This is a genomic window from Rhodococcus sp. BP-316, from assembly GCF_019836105.1.
Classification (GTDB): domain Bacteria; phylum Actinomycetota; class Actinomycetes; order Mycobacteriales; family Mycobacteriaceae; genus Rhodococcoides.
The window spans coordinates 79,628-104,634 of sequence record NZ_JABUEE010000003.1; the positions used below are offsets into that span (position 1 = coordinate 79,628).

Sequence of the window (25,007 nt, forward strand, 5' to 3'; positions counted from 1 at the left end):
TGGGGGCCGTCGTCGCGTTCGAGCGGTCAGAGCGTCAGGTTGGCACCCGACTCGACGTCGAACACCGACACGCGCTTCTGGTCGAACCACAGCTCGATGGACTCACCCATGCGAGCGGCGGACTCGGCCGAGAGCCGAGCGACCAACTGGCCGCCGTCCGCGCCGGAGTCCGCGGCCAGCTCGTCGAGTTCGCGCGAGGTGACCTTGGGGCCCTCGGCGGAGAAGTAGATGTACTTGTCCGACCCCATCGACTCCAGCACCTCGACTCGCGCCGAGAACGTGCTGCCGTTGATCTTCTGGTACGACTCGACGAGCGAGGCGTCCTCGAGATGCTCGGGGCGGATGCCGACGACGACGTCCCCCTTCGCATTCTTCGAGGCGATCTTCTGCCGCGCCTCGTCGCTCAACCGGATCTCGCCGAGCGAGGTGGTGACCCCGCCGTCCGTCAGACGACCCGACACGAAGTTCATGGACGGCGACCCGATGAAGCCCGCCACGAACAGGTTTCGCGGGTGATCGTAGAGCTCCTGCGGCGAGCCGATCTGCTGCACCAGTCCGCCGCGGAGCACGACGACGCGGTCGCCGAGCGTCATGGCCTCGGTCTGGTCGTGCGTCACGTACACCGTGGTGGTCTCGAGACGCTTCTGCAGCTGGGCGATCTCGGTCCGCATCTGCACGCGCAGCTTGGCGTCGAGGTTCGACAGCGGCTCGTCCATGAGGAACGCCTTGGGGCTGCGGACGATCGCGCGTCCCATCGCGACGCGCTGACGCTGACCACCGGAGAGGTTGGACGGCTTGCGGTCGAGGTGCTGGCCCAGGTCGAGGATGCGGGCGGCGTCGTCGACCTTCTTCGCGATGTCCTCCTTGCTCATCTTGGCGAGTGTGAGGGGGAAGGCGATGTTGTCGCGCACCGTCATGTGGGGGTAGAGCGCGTACGACTGGAACACCATCGCGATGTCGCGATCCTTCGGTGCCCGCTCGTTCACGCGCTCACCGGCGATGCGCAGCTCGCCGCTCGAGATGTCCTCGAGGCCGGCGATCATGTTGAGCGTGGTGGACTTTCCGCAGCCGGAGGGTCCGACCAGGATGATGAACTCGCCGTCGGCGATGGTGATGTCGACGTCGCTCACCGCCGCGGCACCGTCCGGGTACAGCTTGGTCACTTTGTCGAGAACGATTTCGGCCATGGACTTATCCCTTCACTGCGCCGGACGTCAGGCCCGCCACGATACGACGTTGGAAGAACAGGACGAAGATGATGATCGGGATGGTGATGACCACGGCCGCAGCCGCGATCGAGCCCGTCGGTTCCTCGAACTGCGAACTACCGGTGAACTGTGAGATCGCTGCCGGCACCGTGACCGAACGCTCGGTGGCCGTCAACGAGATGGCGAGCAGCAGGTCGTTCCACGCGAAGATGAAGACGAGGATCGCCGCGGTGACGATGCCCGGTGCCGCGAGCGGTGCGATGACCTTGCGGAACGCCTGTCCCGGGGTGGCACCGTCCATCTTGGCGGCCTTCTCCAGCTCCCAAGGGATCTCACGGAAGAACGCCGACAGCGTGTAGATGGCGAGCGGGAGCGCGAACGTGATGTACGGGATGATCAGGCCCGGCCAGGTGTCGAACAGGCCCAGTGCACGCTCGATGTCGAACAGCGGTGTGACGAGCGAGATCTGGGGGAACATCGCGATGAGCAGCGCGGCGCCGACGAGGAGCTTCTTGCCGGGGAAGTCGAGACGAGCGACGGCGTAGGCCGCCATCGTGCCGATGACCACCGCGATGAGCGTGGTGATGAGACCGATGCCGATGGAGTTGATCAGGGCGCTGGTGAACTGGGACGTCTGGAAGATGCCCTTGTAGTTGTCCAACGTCCACGTCGTCGGGATGAACTTGCCGTCGGCGATGTTCGCCACCGGCTTGAACGACAGGCTGATGATCCACACGAGCGGGATCAGCGCGTACAGCAGGACGAGAAGGTTGACGATGGACCAGCCGGCCTTCGTCTTCGTGGTGGCTGCCATGGGTCAGCGTCCTTCCGCGTCGGAGCCGGGTGCGGAGGCCCCGAACAGTTTGATGAAGACGAAGGCGATGATGGCCACGCAGAAGAAGATCAGCACGCTGATGGCCGACCCGATACCGAGGTTGAACGCCCCGAAGAGGTTGTCGTACCCGAGGATCGACACCGAACCGGTGCTGTTGCTGCCCTTCGTCAGAACGTAGATGTTGTCGAAGATGCGGAACGCGTCGAGCGTGCGGAACAGCAGCGCCACGAGGATGGCCGGCTTCATCAACGGGATGATGATGCGGATCAGTCGGGTCCACGCGCCGGCGCCGTCCACCTGGGCCGCCTTGAGCAGATCGTCGGGAACGAGCGCGAGACCGGCGAGCAACAGCAGTGCCATGAACGGCGTCGTCTTCCACACCTCGGCGAGCACGACGATGGCGAGCGACGGAAGCTGCTGTGTCAGAGGCGCACTGCCCTCGGGAAGCAGGTTGGCCAGGTAGCCGGTCTGCGGTGTCCACGCGTAGTACCAGCTGTACGCGGCGGCGACGGTGACGATGCCGTACGGGATCAGCACGACGGTGCGGACGACGCCGCGCCCGAAGATGGTGCGGTGCATGACCAACGCGACCGCGAGGCCGAGGACGAACTCGATGATCACCGAGATGACGGTGATGCCCACGGTCACCGCGAACGCCGTCCACCAGTAGCCGTCGGTGAGGACGGAGACGTAGTTGGACAGGCCGACGAATTCCTTGTCGTCCGGGAATGCCAGGTTGTACTTCTGCAGACTCAGCCAGAAGGCGTAGATGATGGGATACGCGGTGACGGCGATCATCAGGATCGCGGCGGGAGCGACCAGCAGGAGCCCCAGTCGGCGCTCCGCCTTCTTGCCCTCGGACACCGCCTCGGCCGCCTTGGCGTGCTTCTGCGGGCGTCGGGGCTCGTCGGTGACGGTCATGGGATCAGCCCTTCGGAGTTCACGGCCTGGCGGACCAGATCGGCGAGCCTGTCGACGTCTCCCACGGGATCGATGTCCTGCGGGGGGTTGAGCGCGTCGGTCAGGAGGATCGAGATGGACTGGTACGCGGGCGACACCGGCCGGACCGCGGCACTCTCGATCGAGCCGAGAACGCCCTCCCATGCCGGGTAGGCGGCCTGGAACTCGGGATCGTCGTAGAGCGAGCGGATCACCGGCGGCACACCGCCGTCGACGGCGTTGTTGCGCTGGTTCTGCTCGTCGGTCAGGCACGCGACGGCGGCCCACGCCTCGTCGGGATGCTCGGTGGTCTTGGCGACACCGATGTTGAACCCGCCGATGGTGACCTTGGCGGGCTCACCGGGGTTCACCGAGGGGTACGGCGCGCTGCGGAACACCTCGTTCACCGCCGCGTCCTGCTGGTCGGCGGGAACGGTGGACAGGTCGAGGAAGGACACGCCGCCCGCGGCGGCGTTCTCCTTGAGTCCGGGGAGCACGAACGGGTAGTTCACCTCGGCGAACATGGTGCCCGCCTCGACGCCGAGACGTGCTGTGCCCTCGTCACTCTGGGAGACCGAGGGGTCGGCGCCCGGAGCGGTCGCGACGCTCTTGATGATCGAGAGAGCCTTCTCGGTGGCCGCGCGGTGCTCGGGGGTGTCGTTCAGTGTCACGGTGGTGCCGTCCTCGCCGACGACGGATCCGCCGGCACTCTCGAGGAGGGTGTTGAACCAGACCATGAAGCCCTCGTACTGCTTCGCCTGCACACCGATGGCCGCGGGCTTGCCGGAGGCGGCGTTCTCGCCGGCGGTGGCGATGAGGTCGTCCCACGTCGCCGGGGGCTGGCCGTTCGGCACCATGTCCGGGCGGTACCAGAGCAACTGGGTGTTGGAGTTCAGCGGGACCGCGTACAGCTTGTCCTTCTGCTCTGTCTCGGGGTCGAGCCACTCGGCGGTGGCGAGCGGGCCCTCGAGCACCGATCCGTCACGCAGCTTCGCCTCGAGATCGTCCGGAACCGGAAGTGCCCAACCGGCTTCGGCGAACTCGGCGGTCCAGACGACGTCGAGTGTCATCAGATCGAGCGTGCGGTCGTTGCCCGCCAGACGGCGAGCGAGCTGCAGGCGCTGATCGTTCGCGCTCTTGGGGAGCGTGCGCTGCTCCACCCGGTACGCGCCGCCCGACTGCTCGGTGCACGCCTGCGCCGCCGCCGCGTACTGCTCCGCGCCGTCGGCGGCGGTGTAGAAGCTCAACACGATTCCGTCGTCGGAGGATCCACACCCCGCCAACAGACTTCCGGCCACCACCGCGGCGGCCCCTGTCGCTGCGAGTTTCCTCGCCCTGTACCTCTTCGGCACGACCGCCTCCTCTGCCGCAAGAGAAGGCGCCACAGTCGGCCCGACTCCGCAGCGTGTGCTTCGTTGGACACGCATTCCCTGCGAAGTGGAACCTAGTCGAAAGCTGAGAGGAAAACGGTGGCTTGTTGCAATCCCGTGATGCTTTCGGTACCGACGGGTCGGTGGTGAGAGGTCAGATGGCGAGACGCGCCAGCAGATCGCGCGCCTTCTCGGCCGTCTTCGGCTCGCACAGCACGTCGTACCGCCCCGCGACCAACTGCATCGTCGACGCGAAGTCGCGCTGCCCCTTGGTCGCCGCGTAGGGAATGGTGGCCGAGATCAGTCCGAAGACGATGCCGCCCAGCACACCGACGAGGAGCGCGCTCAGGTAGTTGGTGTTCGTGATGATTCCGAGAACGAGTCCGAGGAAGACACCGAGCCAGGCGCCCGAGATGATGCCGCCGCCAATCACTTTGGCCCAGGTGAGGCGACCGATGACACGCTCGACCTGCATGAGGTCGACACCCACGATGGTGACGTCCTGGACCGAGAACTCCTGATCGGAGAGGTAGTCGACCGCGCGCTGCGCCTCGGCGTAGGTGGGATAGGAACCGATGGGCCAGCCCGACGGCGGGGTGGGGAGGCCCTGTCCGGGGCGGCCGGACTGCGACATGGGGTTCGTCATGACTCCATTGTGCCTGCTGGCGGGTCGGTCGTGGGGTCCGGTGCGGGCCGCGCACCGCTGCGCACCATGCCGGCCGCGTCGGCGGCCTCGACGAGGGCCCGAGCCATTCGATGACCCGCCTCGTCGACCATCTCGTCCCCCACCATGACGGCCCCGCGCGCTCCCCCGTCGACGGAGAGGTACCGACGGTAGGTCTCGACGATGTCGTGGGCGCGGTCGACGTCGGCCTGGCGCGGCGAGAACGTCTCGTTGGCGATGTCGATCTGCGAGGGGTGCAGCACCCACTTGCCGTCGTAGCCCAGAGCCGCGGAATGCCGGGCGGCGCGGGTGAACCCGTCGGTGTCGCGGACCTGCACCCAGGGTCCGTCGATGGCCTGGAGCCCGTGGGCCCGCGCCGACAGCAGGATCGTCATCAGCACGTGGTGGTAGGCGTCGCCGCGCTCGTAGCCGGGCGGCTGCTCACCCACCGTGAGGGTGCGCATGCCGACGTCGGCCATGAAGTCACCCGGCCCGAACACCAGGGTCTGCACCCGCGGCGAGGCCGTCGCGACGGCGTCGATGTGGAGCAGACCCACGGCGTCCTCGATCTGCGGCTCGATCCCGATACGGCCGACGGGTAGGTCCGACTCGCGTTCGAGTTGTGTCAGAAGCAGATCGAGCGCCTGCACCTCACCGGCCGAGCGCACCTTGGGCAGGACGAGGGCGTCGAGGTGGGCACCCGCCCGTCCGACCACCTCGAGCACGTCGCGGAACGTGGCCTCCGTCGTCCAGTCGTTGACCCGCACGAGCCGGAGCTGCGTGCCCCACCCGGCCCATCCGAGCGCGTCGGCGACGTCGATGCGCGCCTGCGCCTTGGCGGCTGGCGCGACCGCGTCCTCGAGATCCAGGAAGACGGCGTCGGCGGGCAGGCTCAGAGCCTTGCGCATCATCTTCGGACTGCTGCCCGGCACGGCGAGCACGGAGCGTCGGAGGCGGGCGCGCGGCACTGTGGTGGTCACCACGGCACACTATCGGCCCGCACCGCGTGCGAGGCCCCCGTCTACTGTTGCGCCCATGGCAGCAGTGAACAAGGTGTTCGCCGCCAGGCTCGCGGGCCTCGTGGTGCTCGGACCCGACGGTGAGAGCATCGGCCGCGTCCGCGACATCGTCGTGACCGTGCGCGTCGGTCGTCAGCAACCCCGCGTCCTCGGCCTCGTGGTCGATCTGGCCACGAGGCGCAAGATCTTCGTTCCGATGCTGCGCGTGACGGCCGTCGAACCGACGTCGGTGACGCTGACCACCGGCAACGTCAGTATGCGCCGCTTCGTCCAGCGACCGGGCGAGGTACTGGCCCTGGCCCAGGTCCTGGACTCACGGGTGCGGACCGACGATCCGGACGCCGAGGACCTGCACGGCGTGGACTGCGTCGTCGTCGACCTCGGCATCGAGCAGACCCGCACGCGGGACTGGGTCATCGCGCGCGTCGCCGTGCGCCCCCACCGCACTCGGCTGGGTCGCCGCGGCAGCATCCACGTGCTCGACTGGCAGAACGTGCAGGGCCTCACCTGGTCCGATCTGTCCCTGCCGGGTCAGGGTGTGTCACAGCTTCTCGCCCAGTTCGAGGGACTCCGGCCCGCCGACGTGGCCGACGCGATCCGCGACCTCCCGGAGAAGCGGCGACTCGAGGTCGCCTTCGCCCTGGACGACCAGCGCCTCGCGGACGTCATCCAGGAGATGCCCGACGACGATCAGATCGACCTGGTGCAGGCGCTCGCCCCCGCCCGTGCCGCCGACGTGCTCGAGGCCATGGACCCCGACGACGCAGCCGACCTGCTCGGCGAGTTGCCGGAGCCGGAGGCCGAATCGCTGCTGCGCCTGATGGATCCGCAGGACTCCGAGCCGGTGCGACGTCTCCTCGAGCACTCCCCCGACACGGCGGGTGGTCTGATGACACCGGAACCGGTGGTGCTGAGCGCGTCCGCGACGGTCGCCGAGGCGCTCGCTCGTGCGCGCAACCCCGACCTCACGCCCGCCCTCGCGTCGCTGGTCTTCGTCGTGCGACCGCCGACGGCCACGCCCACGGGCCGCTACCTCGGCTGCGTCCATCTCCAGCAGTTGCTGCGCGAACCGCCGGCCAGTCTGGTCGGCGGCGTGATCGACACGACACTGTCGACGCTCTCCCCGGACGACAGTCTCGCCGCCGTCACGCGATACTTCGCGGCGTACAACCTGGTCTGCGGACCGGTCGTGGACGCCGAGGAGCATCTCATCGGCGCCGTGACCGTGGACGACGTCCTGGACCACCTTCTTCCCGACGACTGGCGCGAACAGGAGCACGTGGGACATGAGTGAGAAGTCGGCGGCGACCGCCAGACAGCGCCTCGACACTCCACGCGGATCCCGACGGTTCAAGCTCGACATCGACGTCGACTCGGTCGGCCGGACCGGCGAGAACGTCGCGCGATTCCTCGGTACGGGGCGATACCTGGCGATCCAGACGGGGATCGTCATCGTGTGGATCCTGCTCAACGTCTTCGCGGTGAGCCTGCAGTGGGACCCCTACCCCTTCATCCTGCTCAATCTGGCGTTCTCGACGCAGGCCGCCTACGCGGCCCCGCTGATCCTGCTCGCTCAGAACCGGCAGGACGACCGCGACCGGGTGTCGCTCGAGGAGGATCGCTCGCGCGCCGCGCAGACCAAGGCGGACACCGAGTTCCTCGCTCGTGAGCTCGCTGCGCTCCGGATCGCGGTCGGCGAGGTCGCCACGCGCGACTACCTCCGCCGCGAACTCGACGACCTGCGCGCGGCGCTCCTCGATCCCGCGCAGGCGGCGGCCGAGGAACAGAAGGCGCGCAAGAAGTCTCGCAAGAAGTCGGTCGACGAGGACTCCACCTCGTTCGCCGCCGCCCCTTCCGTCGAGGAAACAACTCGTTTCGACCACAGCGAGGACACGCGACGGTAACCTCGGTCACACTGCGCGTCGGGTCTCGGTGAGTGCGCAGCCGAGTGTTCGTGGGGGTTTGTCGTATGCGCGTCGGTCGAGACTCTCGACTCGGAGGTGCACTGAGTGCCTCGATTCTTCTTCTCAGCGCGGTCACGCTGGCCGCCGGCTCGGTGACGCCGAGTTCCGCGCACGGTTCCGTCGCGATGGCGGCCGCCGAATCGGTTGCGGCGCCCACACTCCCACCACGGGAGCGCGCTGTCGGCCTGGTCGAGCCCGCCGATCGGCAACCGGTCGCGTTCCGGTCCCCGAAACCAGCCGTCGCCGCGCCCGCGGGCGCCCCGGCCGCTGCTGCGGCGCCGCTGTCCGCCGTGCTCGTCGGCGCACTCGGCATTCCCGAACTCGTCCTGCAGGCCTACCGCTCCGCCGAGGCCCAGCTCGCCACCTCGACACCGGGCTGTCACCTGCCGTGGCACCTGCTCGCCGCCATCGGGCGCATCGAGTCCGGCCACGCGGGCGGCGGCCGCACCGATGCCGCCGGCACCACGATCACGTCCGTGCTGGGCCCGGTGCTCGACGGTCGATCGGCCGCGGACGCGGTCATCACCGACACCGACGGCGGCGCGCTCGACGGGGACGCGGGGCACGACCGTGCGGTCGGGCCGATGCAGTTCATCCCCGCCACCTGGGCCGGCTACGCCTCGGACGGCAACGGCGACGGTCGGAGCGATCCGAACAACGTCTTCGACGCGGCTCTCGCCGCGGGCAAGTACCTGTGCTCGGGCGGCCTGGACATGACGAATCCGGCGCAGGCGACCACCGCCGTCATGCGATACAACAACTCCGCCGCGTACACCGCCAACGTGCTGGCCTGGTCCGCCGCGTACTCCGGCGGCGGCACCCCTGTCGTCGGACGGATCGGCGAGGCGGCGCCCTCCCCCGCGGACGCGCTGGCCGTCGCCGCGGCGGCCGCCGCGGGCGGCGAGGTCACGGATCCCACGACCGCGGCCCCGACGACCACCGCCACGACCACCGCGATGCCGGACACCTCGCTCACTCCGGTGACACCACCGCCGGCGTTCGGCATCCCCGGACTGCCGCCGCTCCCGGTCATCGAGCTCCCCACGATCCCGTGTCTCCTGTGCCCTCCTGCACCAGTGGCACCACCCGCCCCACCTGAGCAGGACACGTCCGTCACGACACCGTGACCTGTCGTGGCTCACATCACGGGCCGGTAACGGATCGGCAACGGATCAGGTAGCCTCGCTCCGACAGCAAAGGTCGGAAGCGCCCCGGAACGGGGCGGGAACAGTCGTCGCGGATCACGAATCTCGCGGGGGCGAGGAGGTTGTGTATCCGTGGGTCGGCACCGCAAACGATCGTCTTCCACTCTGCGACGGAACACGGTCATCGCGCTGACCGGTCTGATCCCCGCGGGAGCGATCACCGTGGCCAGTGGCTACGGCGCCAGCGCCGACATCCCGTTCCTCCGCACGCACACCACGGCCAGCGAGTCCGCCCTCGAGCCCACCGACGTGGCCCCGGCGGTGGACGTCGCGCCCGCACCCACCACGCAGTCCGCGCCCGAGCCCGTGGCACCGCCCGCGCCGGAGCCCGCTCCCGCCCCCGCGCTGCCCGAGTCCCTCGCGGCCGGCCCGCTCGGCGTCCCGGGCATCAACGTCGCCGCCTACAAGAGCGCCGAGACCCTCCTGGCGCAGACCACCCCCGGCTGCTCGATGAACTGGGCACTCCTCGCCGGTGTCGGCCGGGTCGAGTCCACCCACGCGAACGACGGCAAGGCGGGTGCCGACGGAACGCTGTTCGAGCCGATCCTCGGGCCGGTCCTGGACGGCAGCCTCGCCGGCAACAACGTGATCATGGACACCGACGGCGGCGAGCTCGACGGCAACGCCACGTACGACCGCGCCGTGGGGCCGATGCAGTTCCTGCCGGCGACGTGGAAGCACTACGCCACGGACGGGAACGGGGACGGCAGGGCCGACCCGCAGAACCTGTTCGACAGCGCCGCCACCACCGGGAAGTACCTGTGCGACGGCGGCCTGAACATGGCGGATCCGATCCAGGCCACACAGGCGATCCTGCGCTACAACAACTCGATGGCCTACGTGGCCAACGTGGTCGCGTGGTCGGTCGCCTACTCCACCGGCATCGCCCCCTCCGAAGCGGACCTGCCCCGAATTCACTGACGCGGTACCGCATACCATGGAGAGATGCCCGTAGCCACCGAATCGGACGTTCGCAGCGCCCTCGCGCGCGTGAACGATCCCGAGATTCGCAAGCCCATCACCGAACTCGGCATGGTCAAGAGTGTCGCGCTCGGTAACGACGGATCCGTGGACGTCGGCATCTATCTGACCACCGCCGGGTGCCCGATGAAGACGGAGATCTCCGACCGGGTACGCAAGGCCGTGGCCGACGTCGCCGGTGTCGGCGAGATCCGCGTCGAGCTCGACGTCATGAACGACGAGCAGCGCACCGAACTGCGCAAGTCGTTGCGGGGAGATTCCGCCGAGCCGGTCATCCCGTTCGCTCAGCCCGGCTCCCTCACCCGCGTGTACGCGGTGGCGTCGGGGAAGGGCGGTGTCGGCAAGTCGTCCGTCACCGTCAACCTGGCCGCCGCGATGGCCGCCAAGGGACTGTCGGTGGGCGTCCTCGACGCCGACATCTACGGCCACTCGGTGCCCCGCATGCTCGGTACCGACGCTCGCCCCACACAGGTCGAGCGCATGATCATGCCGCCCGTGGCGCACGACGTGAAGATGATCTCGATCGCGCAGTTCACGCAGGGCAACACGCCCGTCGTCTGGCGCGGTCCCATGCTGCACCGCGCCCTGCAGCAGTTCCTCGCCGACGTGTTCTGGGGCGACCTGGACATTCTTCTGCTGGACCTGCCGCCGGGCACCGGCGACGTCGCCATCTCGGTGGCCCAGCTGATCCCCGGCGCCGAGATCCTCGTCGTGACCACCCCGCAGCAGGCCGCGGCCGAGGTCGCGGAACGTGCCGGCGCCATCGCCCTGCAGACGCGTCAGCGAGTCGTCGGGGTGGTGGAGAACATGTCGTGGCTCGAGCTGCCCGACGGATCGCGGATGGACATCTTCGGTTCCGGCGGCGGCCAGGCCGTGTCGGAGCGACTCACCACCGCGGTCGGCGCGAAGGTCCCGCTGCTGGGCCAGATCCCGCTCGACACCGCGGTGCGCGAGGGCGGCGACTCGGGCGTTCCGATCGTGCTCAGCGATCCGGAGTCGCCCGCGGCCAAGGCCATGATCGAGGTGGCCGAGAAGCTGTCGGTCCGTAGTCGCGGCCTCGCGGGCATGAGCCTGGGTATCGACACCACCCGGCACCTCTGACGGCCGGAAGGACCTAGGTCGCGTCGGGGTCGATCGGGGGACGGTCCCCGGTCGGCAACGGCGCCGACCCGCTGGACTTCGTCATGTTCGGCGTCCCGGACTGCGGGGTCGACGACTGTGTCCCGGACTGCGGCTTCTCGTCGAACTTCCCGGTGAAGATCGAGTCGTCGCCGTCGAGCAGGTGCTTGGTGATGACCGCGCGCGGGGTCATGCCGCGGAGTTGGTTCAGGTCGGCCAGGGGCTTGCGAAGATCGTCGAAGTCCGTCCCCAGCTCGTCCTTGAGTTGTTGGCTGGCCCCACTGGCATAGTCACGGACCTGCCGCAGCGACCGGGTGGTCCACGTGATGGCCCCGGGCAGACGCTCGGGACCGAGGATGACGAGTGCGGCGACGAGAAGAACCATCATCTCGCCCCAGCCGATGTTCGAGAACACGTCTACACCTTACGCATCCGACACCGGAGTGACCGTCACGTCGACGGTCCGCCCCGAGCGGACGAGTTGCACCTGCACCGGCGTACCGATCTCCTGCTCCTGGACGGCGACCGTCAGTTCGTCGGCACCGGAGACGGTGCGGTCGCCGACGCGGACGATCACGTCGCCCTCCGCGATACCCGCCTGCTGAGCGGGGCCACCGGCGGTGACATTGGCGATCTGCGCACCGCTGAGCGCGTCGTTGACGACGGACCGCGCGTTGACGCCGATGTCGGGATGATTCATCGCGCCGGTCCGGATGAGGGACTGCGCGACCTCGGTGACGTCGTCGATGGGGATGGCGAAGCCCAGCCCCACCGATCCCCCGCTCTCACTGCGGATCGCGGAGTTGATGCCGATGACGCGACCCTCGGCGTCGATCAGGGGACCCCCGGAGTTACCGGGGTTGATCGCCGCGTCGGTCTGGACCGCGTCGATGACGGCGTCGGTGTCCGTGCCCTCCCCGGACAGTCGCACGGGACGATCGAGCGCACTGACGATGCCGCGGGTGACCGTCTTGCTCAGTCCCAGTGGAGATCCGACGGCGACGACGTCGTCGCCGACCGCCACGTCCGACGAGCGGCCCAGTCGGGCGACGCTGAGGTCCGCGACGTCCGTCTTCAGAACGGCCAGATCGGTCTTGGTGTCACGGCCGACGATCTGCGCGGGCACCTTGGTGCCGTCGGAGAACGTCACGTTGAGCGTCGCGCCCGGGTTGGTCGCGGCCATCGAGATGACGTGGTTGTTGGTGACGATGTAGCCGGCTCCGTCGATGACGACTCCCGAGCCGGTGCCGGCGTTGCCGCCGAACGTCTCCTGGACCGACACCACGGACGGCAGGACGGCCTCGGCGACCCTGGCCACCTGGCCCTGCGGGAGTTCGCTGCCGCCTTGTTCCAGGGTCACGCGCGAGCTGGTCAGCGAGCCGCCCAGATCGGCCGCGACACTGCCGACGACGCCGCCGAGCAGGCCGATGACCAGTGCGACACCCGCGAGCGAGGCGAGAGCGCCGGCGGAGACGCGGCGGCCGAACAGTACTTCCCGCGCACCCAGTCTGGTGCCGGGCGTCAGCGGCGCGGGTTCCGGTTCGTCGAGCGCGGGCGAGACCGTCGTGACAGCCGACGAGGGCACGCGCCACGGGTTCTGAGGTTCGGGTTCCTGCTCGACCTCGGGCGCCTCGGGCTCGCGCACCAGGGATTCGGCGACACCGGGCGGCCGACCGAAGGCCTCGGTGAGGACGGGATCGGGCGCCGCGACGCGGATCGACGAACTGTCCCGTCGCCGGGTCTGCGCGTCACCGAAGGAATCGCGGATGCCGTGGGGGCGACCGAACGCCCGCACCACGTGCGCGTCGATGGTGGGCCGGTAGAGCGGACGCGGAGGAAGCCGCGGCGCATCGTCGTCGGGTGCTCCCCCGTCCGCCGAAGAAGCCGTGGGGTCCGGTCGGTACTCGTCGGCTGGAGTCACCTCTGCACGCTACCGGCGCCGGAAACGTGACCCGACGACCGACCCCAGGCCATGACGCAGGCCGGAGCCGATGCCGGGTTCGGATCGGCCGGGCTCGGGAGACGTGCAGTGCGGGATCTGGTGCAGGAGACCCAGGAGTGAGGACGGCATGGACATCTCCGGCGAGCCCTGGAGGGCGACACGGGCCTGTTGCTGCGCCTGGACCTCGTCGGCACAGGAAGCGCATTCCGACACGTGCCGCGCGGCGCGCAGGTAGGCGTTCATGCGCAGTTCGCCGTCGACGTAGGCGGCCACCGCCTCACTGGCGAGGTGGTCGGTGGGGCTGAACTGCCGAGGATCACGAAACCGAGTCATGCTGCCTCCACTTCATGCCGTGCCGATGTGCGGATCGTCCCGGGGTGAAACGCACGGCACCGGCCGGAAGTTCCCGGCCCGCATCCGTTCCCCACGGAACGGTACTCGCGTCGGCGGCTACTCGGCCGAGGTCAGCGACTCGCGGGTACGCCGACTGGCGGCGAGGTGGTCGCGCAGCGCCTGGCGGCCACGGTGGATACGGCTACGGACGGTGCCGAGCTTGACCCCCAGGGTCGCGCCGATCTCCTCGTAGGACAGACCCTCGATGTCGCACAGCACGATGGCTGCACGGAACTCGGGAGCGAGCGAGTCGAGCGCCGCCTGCAGATCCGGGTCGAGCCGGGCGTCGTGGTAGATCTGCTCGGGATCGGGGGTGTCGGACGGCACCCGGTCGTAGTCCTCCGGCAGCGCCTCCATGCGGATGCGGTTGCGGCGACGCACCATGTCCAGGAACAGGTTCGTCGTGATGCGGTGCAGCCAGCCCTCGAAGGTGCCGGGCTGGTAGTTCTGCAGCGAGCGGAACACGCGGATGAAGGTGTCCTGCGTGAGGTCCTCGGCATCCTGCGCGTTGCCGGACAGCCGGTAGGCGAGGCGGTAGACGCGGTCACCGTGCTCGCGGACGAGTTCGTCCCAGGACGGCATCGACGTCGCGTCTCCGGTCGCGTCGAACACCGCGGTGCCGGACAGCTCCTCGGGACCATCGACGGTCAGTTCGGACTCGGCGGCGGGGCGGGAGGTCGGGGACGTGAGGGCAGCGTGTTCGCGCGGGCTGGTGATCATGTGGATCGTTCAATCCTCCTACTCGGGCGATCATCGCGGCGCGTGGTGTCGACGTGCGATGTGGTGTTACCCGTGTTCGGCGCGACCGAAGCGTGAGGACGATCCGACGAACCCGCGTAAGGAAACTATGTCGCGGGCAGGTGTGCGACCCGTGTGAGAAGGCTGAGTGTGGGCTGAGAGTCTGGACGCGAGGAGTTCGTGGGCGGGTTAGGGTCCCTTCGTGACTGCCGACGCCGCCAAGATGCTGCACTACGCCGAAGCCTCCGTCGTGGAGGACGAGATCCTGCAGGCCGCGCGCGAGCGCGCCGTGGATCTGGGCGCCGCGCCGATACCGGCGTCCGTCGGTGCCGTGCTCAGCATGGTCGCGCAGTTGTCCGGAGCGCGCACGGTGGTGGAGGTCGGAACCGGCGCCGGCGTCAGCGGGCTGTGGCTGCTGGACGGGATGCGGCCCGACGGGGTCCTCACCACCATCGACACCGAACCGGAGCATCAGCGCGCCGCCAAGGAGGCGTTCCGTTCCGGCGGCATCGGGGCATCGCGGACCCGGTTGATCAACGGCCGCGCCCTCGACGTGCTCCCCCGCCTGGCCGACGCGTCCTACGACCTGGTGTTCGTCGACGCGACGCCGCGGGACCACGTCGGATTCGTGACGGAGGGCGTGCGGATGCTCCGCCCCGGTGGCGCCCTGATCCTGCACAACGCGTTGCTGGGTGGACGCGTCGCGGACGCCTCGTCACGCGACGAGGCCACCGTCGCCGTCCGCGCGGCCGCCCGCGCCATCGCGGAGAACGACAGCCTGACAGCGGTCGTCCTTCCCCTCGGCGACGGCCTGCTGTGCGCCTCGCGCGTGCCGGAGTGACCTAGATCCAGACACCCTTGCCGACGGCGACCACGCCGTTGGCGCTCACGTTGAACCGCTCGCTGTCCCGCTCGCGGTCGACGCCGATGATCTCGCCGTCGTTCACCACCACGTTCTTGTCCAGGATGGCGTTGCGGACGACCGCATTACGACCGATGCGCACTCCGGGCATGATGACGCTGCCCTCCACGGTGGCGCCCGCGTCGATGATCACCGACGAGCTCAGCACCGAGTTGCGCACCGTCGCGCCGGACAGGATCGATCCCGCTCCGACGATCGACTCCTGCGCCAGACCGCCCTGCACGAACTTGGCGGGCGGCAGGTTGTCCGCGGCGCCGCGGATCGGCCACCGCTTGTTGTAGAGGTTGAAGATCGGGTGGACCGACACCAGGTCCATGTGCGCGTCGTAGAACGCGTCCAGGGTGCCGACGTCGCGCCAGTAGCCCTTGTCCCGCTCGGTCGCACCCGGGACGACGTTGTCCTTGAAGTCGTAGACCGATGCCTTCCCGGCCGCGACGAGCGCGGGAATGATGTTGCCGCCCATGTCGTGATCGGAATCCGAGTCCTCGGCGTCGGCACGGATGGCATCGACGAGCACCTTGGTGGTGAAGACGTAGTTGCCCATCGACGCGAACGTCATGGTGGGGTCGTCCGGCGTTCCGGGCGGGTCCGACGGCTTCTCGAGGAACTCGGTGATGTTGCCCGAGGCGTCGCTGTCGATGCAGCCGAATGCCGTTGCCTCGGCGCGCGGTACGCGGATGCCGGCCACCGTGACACCGGCACCGGAATCGATGTGCTGCTGCACCATCTGCTCGGGGTCCATGCGGTACACGTGGTCCGCACCGAACACGACGATGTACTCGGGATCCTCGTCGTACACGAGGTTCATGGACTGGAAGATGGCGTCGGCACTGCCGGTGTACCAGCGGGGCCCGAGCCGCTGCTGCGCGGGCACGGGGGTGATGTACTCACCCGCGAAACCCGACAGCCGCCAGGTCTGGGAGATGTGCCTGTCGAGCGAGTGCGACTTGTACTGGGTCAGAACGCACAACCGCAGATAGCCGGCGTTGACGAGATTGCTCAGCACGAAGTCGATCAGGCGGTACGCACCACCGAACGGGACCGCGGGCTTCGCGCGATCGGCTGTCATCGGATACAGGCGTTTGCCCTCACCTCCGGCGAGCACGATTCCGAGTACATGCGGCTGGGTCCTCACAACAGCCAACCTATCCGGTTGTGACGAGCAATCGCTACGTATAGGCCGAATGCACACCGACGCGTTACGTTCCTCTCATGCGAGTGGCGATGATGACCAAGGAATATCCCCCCGAGATCTACGGCGGCGCGGGCGTTCACGTGACGCAGCTGGTCGACCGTCTCCGCGCACTGTGCGAGGTCGACGTGCACTGCATCGGCGCGCCGCGCGAGACCGCCGTCGTGCACTCGCCGGACCCGGCCCTGGTCGACGCGAACCCGGCCTTGACCACGCTCTCCACGGGACTGCGGATGGCGAACGCCGCCGGCGGCGCCGACGTGGTGCACTCGCACACCTGGTACACCGGCCTCGCCGGCCACCTCGCGGCCGAGCTGTACGGGATCCCGCACGTGCTCACCGCGCACTCGCTGGAACCGCGCCGCCCCTGGAAGGCCGAGCAGCTGGGCGGCGGCTACCGCATCTCGTCGTGGTCCGAGCGCAACGCCATGGAGTACGCCGACGCCGTCGTCGCGGTCAGCGACGGCATGAAGGCCGACGTGCTGGACTGCTACCCACGCATCGATCCGGACCGAGTTCACGTGGTGCGCAACGGCATCGACACCGAGGTGTGGCACGCCGGCGGCCCCGCGGACGGCGCGCCGTCCGCGCTCGAGGCGATCGGCGTGCGCACCGACGCCCCCATCGTCGCGTTCGTCGGCCGCATCACCCGGCAGAAGGGCGTGGGGCACCTCATCGCCGCGGCCCACTCGTTCGATCCGTCCATTCAGCTGGTGCTGTGCGCGGGTGCGCCCGACACCCCGGAGATCGCGGTCGAGACCGAGCGCGCCGTCACCGCCCTGTCCGAGAGCCGCGGCAACGTGTTCTGGGTCCGCGAGATGCTGCCGACCGAGCAGATCCGCCAGATCCTCTCGGCGGCGGCCGTGTTCGTGTGCCCGTCGGTGTACGAGCCCCTCGGCATCGTCAACCTGGAGGCGATGGCCTGCGAGACGGCCGTCGTCGCGTCCGACGTGGGCGGCATCCCCGAGGTCGTGGCCGACGGCCGTACCGGGGCTCTCGTGCACTACGACGCCGCGGACACCGCCACGTTCGAGGCGGACCTGGCCGCCGCGGTCAACGATCTCGTCGCCGACGAGAGTCGAGCAGCGCGGCAGGGTGTCGCCGGTCGCGAGCGCACCGTCGCCGAGTTCTCCTGGGAGTCGATCGCGCAGCAGACGATGGAGGTCTACGCCGCGGCCCGCGCGTAGACACCGAGGGTCACCGACACGGTGACCTCGCGCGCGGGCGGCATCTCGTCGACCCGCGCGCGCAGATCCGCCGCCGGGATGTGACGCGCCGACGGCCCCATGCTCACGACGTCGACGATCTCGTCCCGCGTGAGCGTGGTCGAGTAGGTGATCGGGACCCGGCGCACCCGCTCGAACCGGCCGCCGAGCGTGTCGCCCAACCTCTGCGTCTTGTTCTCGTCCACCCGGACGAGACCCAGATCGTCGACCAACTCGACGAGATGGCGCTCGGTGGGGGTGAGCACCACCAGCACCCCGGCGGGTGCGAGCACGCGCGCGAGTTCCTCTGCGTTGCGCGGCGAGAACACCGACAGGGCCGCGTCGATCACGCCGGAGCGGACCGGGATGCTCTGCCAGACGTCGGCGACCACCGCGGAGGCCCGAGGGTGCGATCGTGCGGCGCGGCGCGCAGCCGCCTTGGACACGTCGAGACCGACGCCGACGGCATCGGGGACGCCCGCGTCCAGCACGCGGGCGAGGTAGTGCCCGGTGCCCACTCCGACGTCGAGCACGCGGCGCCGGTCCCCCACGGCGTCGGCCACGGCGTCCATCAGCGGGTCGTAGTGCCCGCGGTCGAGGAACTCGGCGCGCGCAGCGACCATCTCGGTGGAGTCGCCGACGATCTTGCCGCCGGACCCGGAGAGCAGGCTGACGTATCCCTGGCGCGCGACGTCGAACGTGTGCCCGCGGTCGCACAGCAGCGCGGCAGCTCCCGAGTCCGGATCGTCGGCCTCGAGGTCCGACCCGCAGTGTGGGCATGCGAGCAGGGCCACCGCATCGTCGTTCACGGTTCCTCCGCTCGTCGTGGTGGGTCGCTCGTTCGGTCGGGACGAGAACAGCCCCACCGGTCAGGGTCGGCCGGTGGGGCTGTTCTCACGGTGATGACAGGTGTGGTGTCAGCTGGTGACGCCCTTGAGCTCGTCGCCCAGAGCGGCTGCCTCGTCGGGAGTCAGTTCGACGACCAAGCGTCCTCCGCCTTCGAGTGGAACCCTCATGACGATTCCTCGTCCCTCTTTGGTCGCCTCGAGCGGACCGTCCCCGGTCCGGGGCTTCATGGCCGCCATTCTCTGCTCCCTCCAGATCTGCGCTGCCCTGCATCGCGCGCTGCATCAATTCGGTCGCGCCTCGCCGGGGTCCGACGGGGCTCGTGCACTTATTGTTCCCTATCCTCCGGATCCGTGGGCAACGGACACCCTCGAACGAGCGGGACACGGGTGTGTACTAGCGCGCGGGAACCCAGCATCCGGCGAGGTGATCGTCGACCATTCCGGTCGCCTGCATCAGCGCGTACGCCGTGGTGGGACCGACGAACGCGAAGCCGGACTTCTTGAGAGTGCGCGCGAGAGCGGTGGACTCGGGTGTCACCGCGGGAACGTCCTGCAGGCTCGTGGGGCGACCGCGGCGCGGCGGTGCGAACGACCACAGGAGCGCGTCGAGATCGAGGTCCTGATCGACGATGGCCCGCGCATTGCGCACCGCTGCAACGATTTTCGCGCGGTTGCGGACGATTCCCGCGTCACCCATGAGGCGTTCGACGTCGTCGTCTCCCCACCGCGCGACGACGGTCGGATCGAAGTGCGCGAACGCCGCTCTAAAGGCGTCGCGCTTGCGCAGAATCGTGATCCACGAGAGCCCCGACTGGAACGCCTCGAGGGTGATCCGCTCGTAGAGCGCGTCGCGGCCGTGGACGATGACGCCCCATTCCTCGTCGTGGTACCGGGCGTACAGCGGATCGGTCGTCGGGTCACCGGCCCAGAGGCAGCGGGCCCGTCCGTCCGAACCGATCCGGAGACCGGACTCAGACGTCGTCACCGGGCGCGTCCTCCACGACGGCTTCCGACGGCTCGGCCTCGCGCAGGCGTAGCCGCAAGCTGTCGATCTCGACCGCGAGTCGATCGAGGGCCCAGTCGACCTCGCGGGCGTCGTACCCGCGCAGCGTGAGGGAGAAGCGCAGCGCGCGCACGTCGCGCCCGGAGATGCCACGAGCGGGCAGCGCGGTGGCCGTGGTCCCCTCCGGCAACGGTTCCATCTCCTCCCCACGGCCGAAGACGACGGACGCGAGGAGGAACAGGGCCGCGGCCACGACCGCGATCACGACGACGTACAGCAGGATCGTCACCATGACGCGAATCCTGTCACGACGAGGCGACAGGATCCGCGGCGGTGGTGCGCCTCTGCCGACCTGGACTTCTCAGCCCCCCGACTTCTCAGCCCCCCGACTTCTCGACTCCCGACTTGCCCGCCCACGGCCGCACCGTGCGCATGGGCGGCCGGTCGGCCAGCGAGACGTCGGTGATCGAGGGCACGAAGGTCTCCCCGTCGAGGACGAACTGCGTGAGACCGGCTCCCGAGTCGGCGATGCCGGCGCGCGCCAGCATGGTTCCGACGATCTGACGGCTCATGGCCCCCAGCTCCACGAGCGGCCGGTTGCGGTGACGCCGGACTCCGAGGTTCACTTGCCCGATCGCGTTCATGCCCAACCGGTCGTACGTGTCCATCAGCAGACCGATCTCCACGCCGTACCCGGGCGCGAAGGGCACCGAGGACAGCAGTTCGCGGGTGCCCGCGTACTCCCCGCCCAGCGGCTGGATGACCCTTCCGAGCTCGGGACGCAGCGCGGCCAACAGCGGTCTGGCCACCAGTTCGGTCACGCGCCCACCACCGTGTGCTTCGGTCGACCCGCTCAGCGGCCGACGGTAGTAGCCCTTGACCAGATGGATGCCGTCCCCCATGAGCAACGGCCCGAGGAGCTTGGGCACGAACTGCGGGTCGGGATCGATCAGGTCGGAGTCCACGAACGCGATGACGTCGCCCGTCGTGGCCGCGATCGCGCGCCACAACACCTCCCCCTTGCCGGGAGCGGGGGCGAGTTCGGGAACCGCCTCCTCCCGGGAGACGACGGTGGCACCGGCGGCCGTCGCACGCACGGCGGTCCGGTCGGTCGACCCGGAGTCCAGCACCACCAACTCGTCGACCAGTCGCCCGAGGAGCGGCGAGATGGTGTCGAGGACACCGGCGACGGTCTCCTCCTCGTTCAGTGCGGGAAGCACGACCGAGACGGTCCGGTCACCCTTCGCCGCCTCGAGCTCCTCGAGGGTCCAGGAGGGTGATTCCCAGCTGTTCTCGCGATCCCAGTCGGTCGCGGGGGTGAGCATGCCTGCGAGTGTCATGCCAGACCCCGTACCGTCCGGGCGGGAGCCCTGGTGCCTGCTATCGCTGCCACCATGTCGACCACCCGTCTCGTCGCTGCCACCTCGTGCACCCGGAACATCCGAGCACCCTGTGATGCCGTCAAAGCTGTCGCGGCCAATGTTCCCTCCAACCGTTCGGCAAGTCCTACACCCAGAGTCTCCCCGATGAAATCCTTGTTGCTCAGTGCCATCAGGACAGGCCATCCGGTGTTTACAAGACTGTCGATCCGACGCAACAGTTCGAGCCCGTGATAGGTGTTCTTACCGAAATCGTGGGTCGGATCGATGATGATCCCGTCCGCTCGCACGCCCGCGGCCAGAGCGTTCTCGGCCGATCGAGTCACCTCGGAGAGCACGTCGGCGACCACGTCGGGGTAGCGAACGCGGTGCGGCCGGGTCCGGGGAACGGCTCCGCCGGTGTGCGAACAGACGATGCCGGCACCGAGCTCGGCGGCGACGTGCACGAGCTCGGGGTCCGCACCGGCCCATGTGTCGTTGATCAGATCGGCGCCCTCGGCGCACGCGAGCCGAGCGACCTCGGCCCGCCAGGTGTCCACGCTGATCACCAGATCCGGGTATGCGGCGCGGATGGCGGCGACGAACGGCACGACCCGTCGGGTCTCCTCGGCGGCGTCGACGGTGGCGCCGGGTCCGGCCTTCACACCGCCGATGTCGACGAGGTCGGCACCCTCGTCCACCGCACGGCGGACCGCGTCCATCGCGGCGTCGTCCTCGAACGTCGCGCCGCGGTCGTAGAAGCTGTCGGGGGTGCGGTTGACGATGGCCATGACCAGCGCACGGTCGGTCGCGACCGGTCGACCGCACAGGGTGTCGGCGGGGACGGACGTCTCGGGTGCGCTCACACCACCATGATGCCCGTCCCCGGGGGCCACCTCAGCCCTTGGGCAGCTTGCCGGCACCGACCTCGTCGACGTACTCGTCGTAGCTCTCGACGTAACCGCCGGACTTGCCCTTCAGGACGAACAGGTCGCCGTCCCCGTCGCCGTAGCCCACCTTGCGGAGCTCGACCTTCTTGCTCTTGAACGTGGACGTGGCCTCGAGCGAGTCCACGACGCGGATGAACAGCGGCACGGCGTAGCCGGGCAGGTTCTTGTAGGCGTGCTCGGCGAAGCTCGCGCCGTCGAAACTCTTGTCGTGGCGCAGGGTCACCGCCGCCATGCCCGCCTTGCCGTCGGTACCGGGAACGTCGACACCGAAGACCACGGCCTGATCGACGTCGGGGTGCGAGTTGAGCGCGCCCTCCACCTGGGTGGTGGCGACGTTCTCACCCTTCCACCGGAAGGTGTCGCCGAGACGGTCGACGAACGCCACGTGCCGGAAGCCCTGCTGACGCACCAGGTCTCCGGTGTCGAACCAGCAGTCGCCGTCCTTGAACCCGTCCTTGAGGAGCTTCTTGTTCGTGGCCTCCTCGTCGGAGTACCCGTCGAACGGCGCGCGGTCGGTGATCTTCGACAGCAGCAGGCCCACGCCGCCGGACCCCACCTTGCGCAGCCGACCGTTGTCGTCCCGCTTGGCCTTGCCCGTCTCGTCGTCGTACTCGACGACGGCGTACGGCAACGGGCAGAAGCCTGCGGTGCGGTCGATGTTGAAGGCGTTGATGAACGCGATGTTGCACTCGCTGGCGCCGTAGAACTCCGCCACGCGCTCGATGCCGAAGCGGGTGGTGAACTCCTCCCAGATCTCCGGGCGCAGCCCGTTGCCCACGATCAGCTTGATCGTGTTGTCGGAGTCCTGCGGGGTCTCGTCCTGCGTCAGCAGGTAGCGGCACAGCTCACCGATGTAGGTGAACGCGGTGGCCTCGTTCTCGCGGACGTCCTTCCAGAAGTTGGACACCGAGAACTGCTTGCCGATGGCGATGGTGGCGCCGGACGCCAGCACGGACGACAGGGACACCGTCAGCGCGTTGTTGTGATAGAGCGGGAGGCAGCAGTAGAGGACGTCGTTCTTGTCCAGACGCACGCCCATGCTGCCGAGACCGGACATGGACTTCATCCAGCGGAAGTGGCTCATCAGGCTGGCCTTGGGCATGCCCGTGGTGCCGGAGGTGAAGATGTAGAACGCCTTCTCCTTGGCCTGGACCTCGGCCGTGGTGGCAGGGTTCTCCGCACTCGCCGACGCCGCCTTCTCGTCCAGCTCGTCTGCGTGCAGGATGACTTTCTCCGGGAGCGCCTCGTCGAGGGACTCGAGGGCCTCGACGCAGTCGCCGTCCACGACGAGGACGCGCGCGTCGAGGATGCCGAGACTGTGCTCGAGCACGTCGCCGCGCTGATTGAAGTTCAGCATTCCGGCCGTGGCGCCGAGCTTGACGGTGGCCAGGGCCACCAGCAGCGTGCGCATCGAGTTCTTGGCCAGCACACCGACGACGTCACCGCGCCGGACGCCGCGGTCCGTGAGCACGCTCGCGTACCGGTTCACCAGATCGTTGGCCTGGCCGTACGTGAGGGTGTCTCCCTCGAAACGTACGAACGGGTGGTCCGGCGTCTTCGCCGCGACGCGCTGGAAGATGTGGCCGATCGACTCCTTGTCGTCGGGCTTGCGCAGGAACCCGGGCACACCCCGGAGGACACTGGGCAGCGCCGCCGTCATCTTCGGAAGTGTGGCGGCGATGTCGAGCAATCCGACCTTGTGACGAGCCTCGGCACCCATGCTGTGGTTCCCTCCCCTGGCGAGCCGGCTGCGTCTCCGGCTGTGACGACGCTTACCTTACTGATTGGTAATGTTCACGGTGCGCGTGCCCTGCACGAGCCCACACGCCGTCAGAGCCGTGTCCACGTCCGCCGTGACGACCAGGCGATCGAGCGAGCGCTCGGAGACGAATCCCGTCCCGACGAGCGAGCGCATCCAGTCGAACAGCGGTGTGAAGTGGTTCACGGGATCCAAGACTACGACCGGTTTGTCGTGCATTCCCAGATATCCGGCGGTCCAGGTCTCGAACAGTTCCTCGAGCGTGCCGATACCGCCCGGGAGCGTGATGAACGCGTCCGCCCGGTCGTCCATGATGCGTTTGCGCTCGCGCATCGTCTCGGTGACCACCAGCTCGTCGGCATCGATGTCCGCCACCTCGCGGTGCACCAGGGCCTGCGGGATGACTCCCACCGTGAATGCCCCCGCGGCGCGTGCGGCCGCGGCGACGGCGCCCATCATGGAGACGTTGCCGCCCCCGGACACCAACGTGCCGCCGCGACGTCCGATCTCGGTGCCCACGGCGGCGGCCAGATCGAGGTGATGCTGCTCCACCGGGCCGGACGCGCAGTAGACACAGACCGCGATCGACCCGGTCACTGCTCGGTCTCGCTCGCCCGCGACTCGGTCGCCGCGATCTCGGCCGCCCGGCTCTCGTCGACCCAGCGGACCACCTCCGCGACACTGTCCGTGCAGCGGATCAGCTCGAGATCCGCCTCGGACACCGTGCCGGCGGCCACCAGCGTGGTGCGGATCCAGTCGAGCAGCCCGCCCCAGAACTGCGTGCCGAACAGGATGATGGGGAACCGGGTGACCTTGCGGGTCTGCACCAGCGTGAGTGCCTCGAACAACTCGTCGAGCGTGCCGAATCCGCCCGGCATGCAGACGAAGGCCTGCGAGTACTTGACGAACATCGTCTTGCGGACGAAGAAGTAGCGGAAGTTGACGCCGAGGTCCACCCACTCGTTGAGCGACTGCTCGAAGGGCAGCTCGATACCGAGGCCGACCGAGAACCCGCCCGATTCGCAGGCCCCCTTGTTGGCGGCCTCCATCGCGCCCGGTCCCCCGCCCGTCACCACGGCGTAGCCGGCGCCGGCCAACGCGGTGCCCAGTTCGACGCCGAGCGCGTACTCCGCGGACTCGCGCGACGTCCGTGCCGACCCGAACACCGTGACGGCCCGAGGCAGTTCCGCCAGTGCGCCGAAGCCCTCGACGAACTCGCTCTGGATCCGCAGCACACGCCACGGATCGGTGTGCAGCCAGTCGGCGGAGCCCCGCGAGTCGAGGAGCCGCTGATCGGTGGTGGACCCACCGAACTCCCGTCGGTCCATGACGGGCCCGCGGTAGTTCGTGGACCTCTCGCCGGCGTTCTCCCGGCTCTCGTGCGCTCCCATGA

General features: G+C 68.9%; 27 protein-coding genes. 7 read left to right on the top strand and 20 right to left on the bottom strand.

The genetic code is table 11. The features are described 5' to 3' along the window. Positions 1-26: 26 nt before the first annotated feature. From HQ312_RS06575 to HQ312_RS06600, 6 genes are all read right to left on the bottom strand, one after another. A complete protein-coding gene (locus tag HQ312_RS06575) occupies positions 27-1,187 on the bottom strand; it encodes an ABC transporter ATP-binding protein (protein WP_056442586.1) in 1,161 nt (386 codons plus the stop codon). A 4-nt stretch (positions 1,188-1,191) separates the two neighbouring features. Continuing rightward, positions 1,192-2,022, bottom strand: a complete 831-nt coding sequence (locus HQ312_RS06580) for a carbohydrate ABC transporter permease (protein WP_027503849.1) — start codon at positions 2,020-2,022, stop codon at positions 1,192-1,194. Positions 2,023-2,025: 3 nt separating this feature from the next. Further along, positions 2,026-2,964, bottom strand: coding sequence for a carbohydrate ABC transporter permease (locus HQ312_RS06585; protein WP_027503850.1), 939 nt, complete (start codon positions 2,962-2,964; stop codon positions 2,026-2,028). Then, positions 2,961-4,334, bottom strand: coding sequence for an extracellular solute-binding protein (locus HQ312_RS06590; protein WP_231476097.1), 1,374 nt, complete (start codon positions 4,332-4,334; stop codon positions 2,961-2,963). The genes HQ312_RS06585 and HQ312_RS06590 overlap by 4 nt, the downstream gene beginning before the upstream one ends. 172 nt (positions 4,335-4,506) lie before the next feature. Beyond that, positions 4,507-4,998, bottom strand: a complete 492-nt coding sequence (locus tag HQ312_RS06595; RefSeq protein WP_027503852.1) for a general stress protein — start codon at positions 4,996-4,998, stop codon at positions 4,507-4,509. Then, positions 4,995-5,996, bottom strand: coding sequence for a CoA ester lyase (locus HQ312_RS06600; protein ID WP_307109044.1), 1,002 nt, complete (start codon positions 5,994-5,996; stop codon positions 4,995-4,997). The genes HQ312_RS06595 and HQ312_RS06600 overlap by 4 nt, the downstream gene beginning before the upstream one ends. Positions 5,997-6,051: 55 nt before the next feature. On the opposite strand from HQ312_RS06600, the gene HQ312_RS06605 reads away from it, so the two are divergent. The 5 genes from HQ312_RS06605 (at position 6,052) to HQ312_RS06625 (ending at position 11,286) form a co-directional block, all read left to right on the top strand. Beyond that, complete coding sequence (locus HQ312_RS06605; RefSeq protein WP_027503853.1) at positions 6,052-7,329, top strand: magnesium transporter MgtE N-terminal domain-containing protein; 1,278 nt, start codon at positions 6,052-6,054, stop codon at positions 7,327-7,329. After that, positions 7,322-7,939: a DUF1003 domain-containing protein gene (locus HQ312_RS06610; protein ID WP_081821023.1), complete on the top strand. Its 618-nt coding sequence runs from the start codon at positions 7,322-7,324 to the stop codon at positions 7,937-7,939. Before HQ312_RS06605 ends, HQ312_RS06610 begins: the two co-directional genes overlap by 8 nt. Before the next feature lie 65 nt (positions 7,940-8,004). After that, positions 8,005-9,126, top strand: coding sequence for a lytic transglycosylase domain-containing protein (locus tag HQ312_RS06615; RefSeq protein WP_222638155.1), 1,122 nt, complete (start codon positions 8,005-8,007; stop codon positions 9,124-9,126). A 150-nt stretch (positions 9,127-9,276) separates the two neighbouring features. Further along, a complete protein-coding gene (locus HQ312_RS06620; protein WP_222638156.1) occupies positions 9,277-10,125 on the top strand; it encodes a lytic murein transglycosylase in 849 nt (282 codons plus the stop codon). Between the two features lie 24 nt (positions 10,126-10,149). After that, positions 10,150-11,286, top strand: coding sequence for an Mrp/NBP35 family ATP-binding protein (locus tag HQ312_RS06625; RefSeq protein ID WP_027503855.1), 1,137 nt, complete (start codon positions 10,150-10,152; stop codon positions 11,284-11,286). Between the two features lie 13 nt (positions 11,287-11,299). On the opposite strand, the gene tatB is transcribed toward HQ312_RS06625, so the two are convergent. The 4 genes from tatB to sigE all read right to left on the bottom strand — a co-directional run bounded on the left by tatB (position 11,300) and on the right by sigE (position 14,359). Further along, positions 11,300-11,719 (bottom strand): Sec-independent protein translocase protein TatB, encoded by a 420-nt coding sequence (gene tatB, locus HQ312_RS06630; RefSeq protein WP_027503856.1) that lies wholly within the window; start codon positions 11,717-11,719, stop codon positions 11,300-11,302. A 9-nt stretch (positions 11,720-11,728) separates the two neighbouring features. Then, positions 11,729-13,225 carry a trypsin-like peptidase domain-containing protein gene (locus HQ312_RS06635; RefSeq protein ID WP_222638157.1) on the bottom strand — a complete coding sequence of 499 codons (1,497 nt, stop codon included), beginning with the start codon at positions 13,223-13,225 and terminating at the stop codon, positions 11,729-11,731. Between the two features lie 9 nt (positions 13,226-13,234). Next, positions 13,235-13,579, bottom strand: a complete 345-nt coding sequence (locus tag HQ312_RS06640) for a hypothetical protein (RefSeq protein ID WP_056442598.1) — start codon at positions 13,577-13,579, stop codon at positions 13,235-13,237. A 117-nt stretch (positions 13,580-13,696) separates the two neighbouring features. After that, complete coding sequence (sigE, locus tag HQ312_RS06645; protein WP_027503858.1) at positions 13,697-14,359, bottom strand: RNA polymerase sigma factor SigE; 663 nt, start codon at positions 14,357-14,359, stop codon at positions 13,697-13,699. 241 nt (positions 14,360-14,600) lie between these two features. Between sigE and HQ312_RS06650 the strand changes: the two genes are divergently transcribed. Next, the gene (locus tag HQ312_RS06650; protein ID WP_027503859.1) at positions 14,601-15,218 is read left to right on the top strand and encodes an O-methyltransferase; all 618 of its coding nucleotides are present in this window, start codon (positions 14,601-14,603) and stop codon (positions 15,216-15,218) included. Between the two features lies 1 nt (position 15,219). On the opposite strand, the gene glgC is transcribed toward HQ312_RS06650, so the two are convergent. After that, positions 15,220-16,434, bottom strand: coding sequence for a glucose-1-phosphate adenylyltransferase (gene glgC / locus HQ312_RS06655; RefSeq protein WP_027503860.1), 1,215 nt, complete (start codon positions 16,432-16,434; stop codon positions 15,220-15,222). A gap of 77 nt (positions 16,435-16,511) precedes the next feature. Between glgC and glgA the strand changes: the two genes are divergently transcribed. Further along, positions 16,512-17,678 carry a glycogen synthase gene (glgA, locus tag HQ312_RS06660; protein WP_222638158.1) on the top strand — a complete coding sequence of 389 codons (1,167 nt, stop codon included), beginning with the start codon at positions 16,512-16,514 and terminating at the stop codon, positions 17,676-17,678. Here the strand turns inward: glgA and HQ312_RS06665 are convergent. The 9 genes from HQ312_RS06665 to HQ312_RS06705 form a co-directional block, all read right to left on the bottom strand. Continuing rightward, positions 17,657-18,505 carry a methyltransferase domain-containing protein gene (locus tag HQ312_RS06665; protein WP_222638159.1) on the bottom strand — a complete coding sequence of 283 codons (849 nt, stop codon included), beginning with the start codon at positions 18,503-18,505 and terminating at the stop codon, positions 17,657-17,659. The genes glgA and HQ312_RS06665 overlap by 22 nt on opposite strands. 108 nt (positions 18,506-18,613) lie before the next feature. Further along, positions 18,614-18,781 carry a DUF3117 domain-containing protein gene (locus HQ312_RS06670; protein WP_003406247.1) on the bottom strand — a complete coding sequence of 56 codons (168 nt, stop codon included), beginning with the start codon at positions 18,779-18,781 and terminating at the stop codon, positions 18,614-18,616. 157 nt (positions 18,782-18,938) lie between these two features. After that, positions 18,939-19,502 carry a DNA-3-methyladenine glycosylase I gene (locus tag HQ312_RS06675; RefSeq protein WP_027503863.1) on the bottom strand — a complete coding sequence of 188 codons (564 nt, stop codon included), beginning with the start codon at positions 19,500-19,502 and terminating at the stop codon, positions 18,939-18,941. A gap of 13 nt (positions 19,503-19,515) precedes the next feature. Then, the gene (locus HQ312_RS06680) at positions 19,516-19,839 is read right to left on the bottom strand and encodes a DivIVA domain-containing protein (RefSeq protein ID WP_222638160.1); all 324 of its coding nucleotides are present in this window, start codon (positions 19,837-19,839) and stop codon (positions 19,516-19,518) included. A gap of 85 nt (positions 19,840-19,924) precedes the next feature. Beyond that, complete coding sequence (locus HQ312_RS06685; protein ID WP_222638328.1) at positions 19,925-20,872, bottom strand: glucosyl-3-phosphoglycerate synthase; 948 nt, start codon at positions 20,870-20,872, stop codon at positions 19,925-19,927. A gap of 11 nt (positions 20,873-20,883) precedes the next feature. Beyond that, positions 20,884-21,696: a dihydropteroate synthase gene (gene folP, locus HQ312_RS06690; RefSeq protein WP_222638329.1), complete on the bottom strand. Its 813-nt coding sequence runs from the start codon at positions 21,694-21,696 to the stop codon at positions 20,884-20,886. 106 nt (positions 21,697-21,802) lie between these two features. After that, a complete protein-coding gene (locus HQ312_RS06695; protein ID WP_027503865.1) occupies positions 21,803-23,575 on the bottom strand; it encodes a long-chain-acyl-CoA synthetase in 1,773 nt (590 codons plus the stop codon). A 57-nt stretch (positions 23,576-23,632) separates the two neighbouring features. Next, complete coding sequence (locus HQ312_RS06700) at positions 23,633-24,211, bottom strand: TIGR00730 family Rossman fold protein (RefSeq protein ID WP_056447448.1); 579 nt, start codon at positions 24,209-24,211, stop codon at positions 23,633-23,635. Next, positions 24,208-25,005 (bottom strand): TIGR00730 family Rossman fold protein, encoded by a 798-nt coding sequence (locus HQ312_RS06705; RefSeq protein WP_027503866.1) that lies wholly within the window; start codon positions 25,003-25,005, stop codon positions 24,208-24,210. The genes HQ312_RS06700 and HQ312_RS06705 overlap by 4 nt, the downstream gene beginning before the upstream one ends. Positions 25,006-25,007 lie beyond the last annotated feature (2 nt).

What these genes read in the sequence shown, in the direction of transcription:
- HQ312_RS06585 (WP_027503850.1), bottom strand. Translation starts at nt 2,964, where the DNA reads ATGACCGTCACCGACGAGCCCCGACGCCCGCAGAAGCACGCCAAGGCG.
- HQ312_RS06580 (WP_027503849.1), bottom strand. Translation starts at nt 2,022, where the DNA reads ATGGCAGCCACCACGAAGACGAAGGCCGGCTGGTCCATCGTCAACCTT.
- HQ312_RS06695 (WP_027503865.1), bottom strand. Translation starts at nt 23,575, where the DNA reads ATGGGTGCCGAGGCTCGTCACAAGGTCGGATTGCTCGACATCGCCGCC.
- HQ312_RS06625 (WP_027503855.1), top strand. Translation starts at nt 10,150, where the DNA reads ATGCCCGTAGCCACCGAATCGGACGTTCGCAGCGCCCTCGCGCGCGTG.
- sigE (WP_027503858.1), bottom strand. Translation starts at nt 14,359, where the DNA reads ATGATCACCAGCCCGCGCGAACACGCTGCCCTCACGTCCCCGACCTCC.
- HQ312_RS06650 (WP_027503859.1), top strand. Translation starts at nt 14,601, where the DNA reads ATGCTGCACTACGCCGAAGCCTCCGTCGTGGAGGACGAGATCCTGCAG.
- HQ312_RS06605 (WP_027503853.1), top strand. Translation starts at nt 6,052, where the DNA reads ATGGCAGCAGTGAACAAGGTGTTCGCCGCCAGGCTCGCGGGCCTCGTG.
- HQ312_RS06575 (WP_056442586.1), bottom strand. Translation starts at nt 1,187, where the DNA reads ATGGCCGAAATCGTTCTCGACAAAGTGACCAAGCTGTACCCGGACGGT.
- HQ312_RS06615 (WP_222638155.1), top strand. Translation starts at nt 8,005, where the DNA reads ATGCGCGTCGGTCGAGACTCTCGACTCGGAGGTGCACTGAGTGCCTCG.
- HQ312_RS06670 (WP_003406247.1), bottom strand. Translation starts at nt 18,781, where the DNA reads ATGGCGGCCATGAAGCCCCGGACCGGGGACGGTCCGCTCGAGGCGACC.
- HQ312_RS06640 (WP_056442598.1), bottom strand. Translation starts at nt 13,579, where the DNA reads ATGACTCGGTTTCGTGATCCTCGGCAGTTCAGCCCCACCGACCACCTC.
- glgA (WP_222638158.1), top strand. Translation starts at nt 16,512, where the DNA reads ATGCGAGTGGCGATGATGACCAAGGAATATCCCCCCGAGATCTACGGC.
- HQ312_RS06705 (WP_027503866.1), bottom strand. Translation starts at nt 25,005, where the DNA reads ATGGGAGCGCACGAGAGCCGGGAGAACGCCGGCGAGAGGTCCACGAAC.
- HQ312_RS06610 (WP_081821023.1), top strand. Translation starts at nt 7,322, where the DNA reads ATGAGTGAGAAGTCGGCGGCGACCGCCAGACAGCGCCTCGACACTCCA.
- HQ312_RS06685 (WP_222638328.1), bottom strand. Translation starts at nt 20,872, where the DNA reads ATGCTCACCCCCGCGACCGACTGGGATCGCGAGAACAGCTGGGAATCA.
- folP (WP_222638329.1), bottom strand. Translation starts at nt 21,696, where the DNA reads ATGGCCATCGTCAACCGCACCCCCGACAGCTTCTACGACCGCGGCGCG.
- HQ312_RS06595 (WP_027503852.1), bottom strand. Translation starts at nt 4,998, where the DNA reads ATGACGAACCCCATGTCGCAGTCCGGCCGCCCCGGACAGGGCCTCCCC.
- HQ312_RS06680 (WP_222638160.1), bottom strand. Translation starts at nt 19,839, where the DNA reads ATGGTGACGATCCTGCTGTACGTCGTCGTGATCGCGGTCGTGGCCGCG.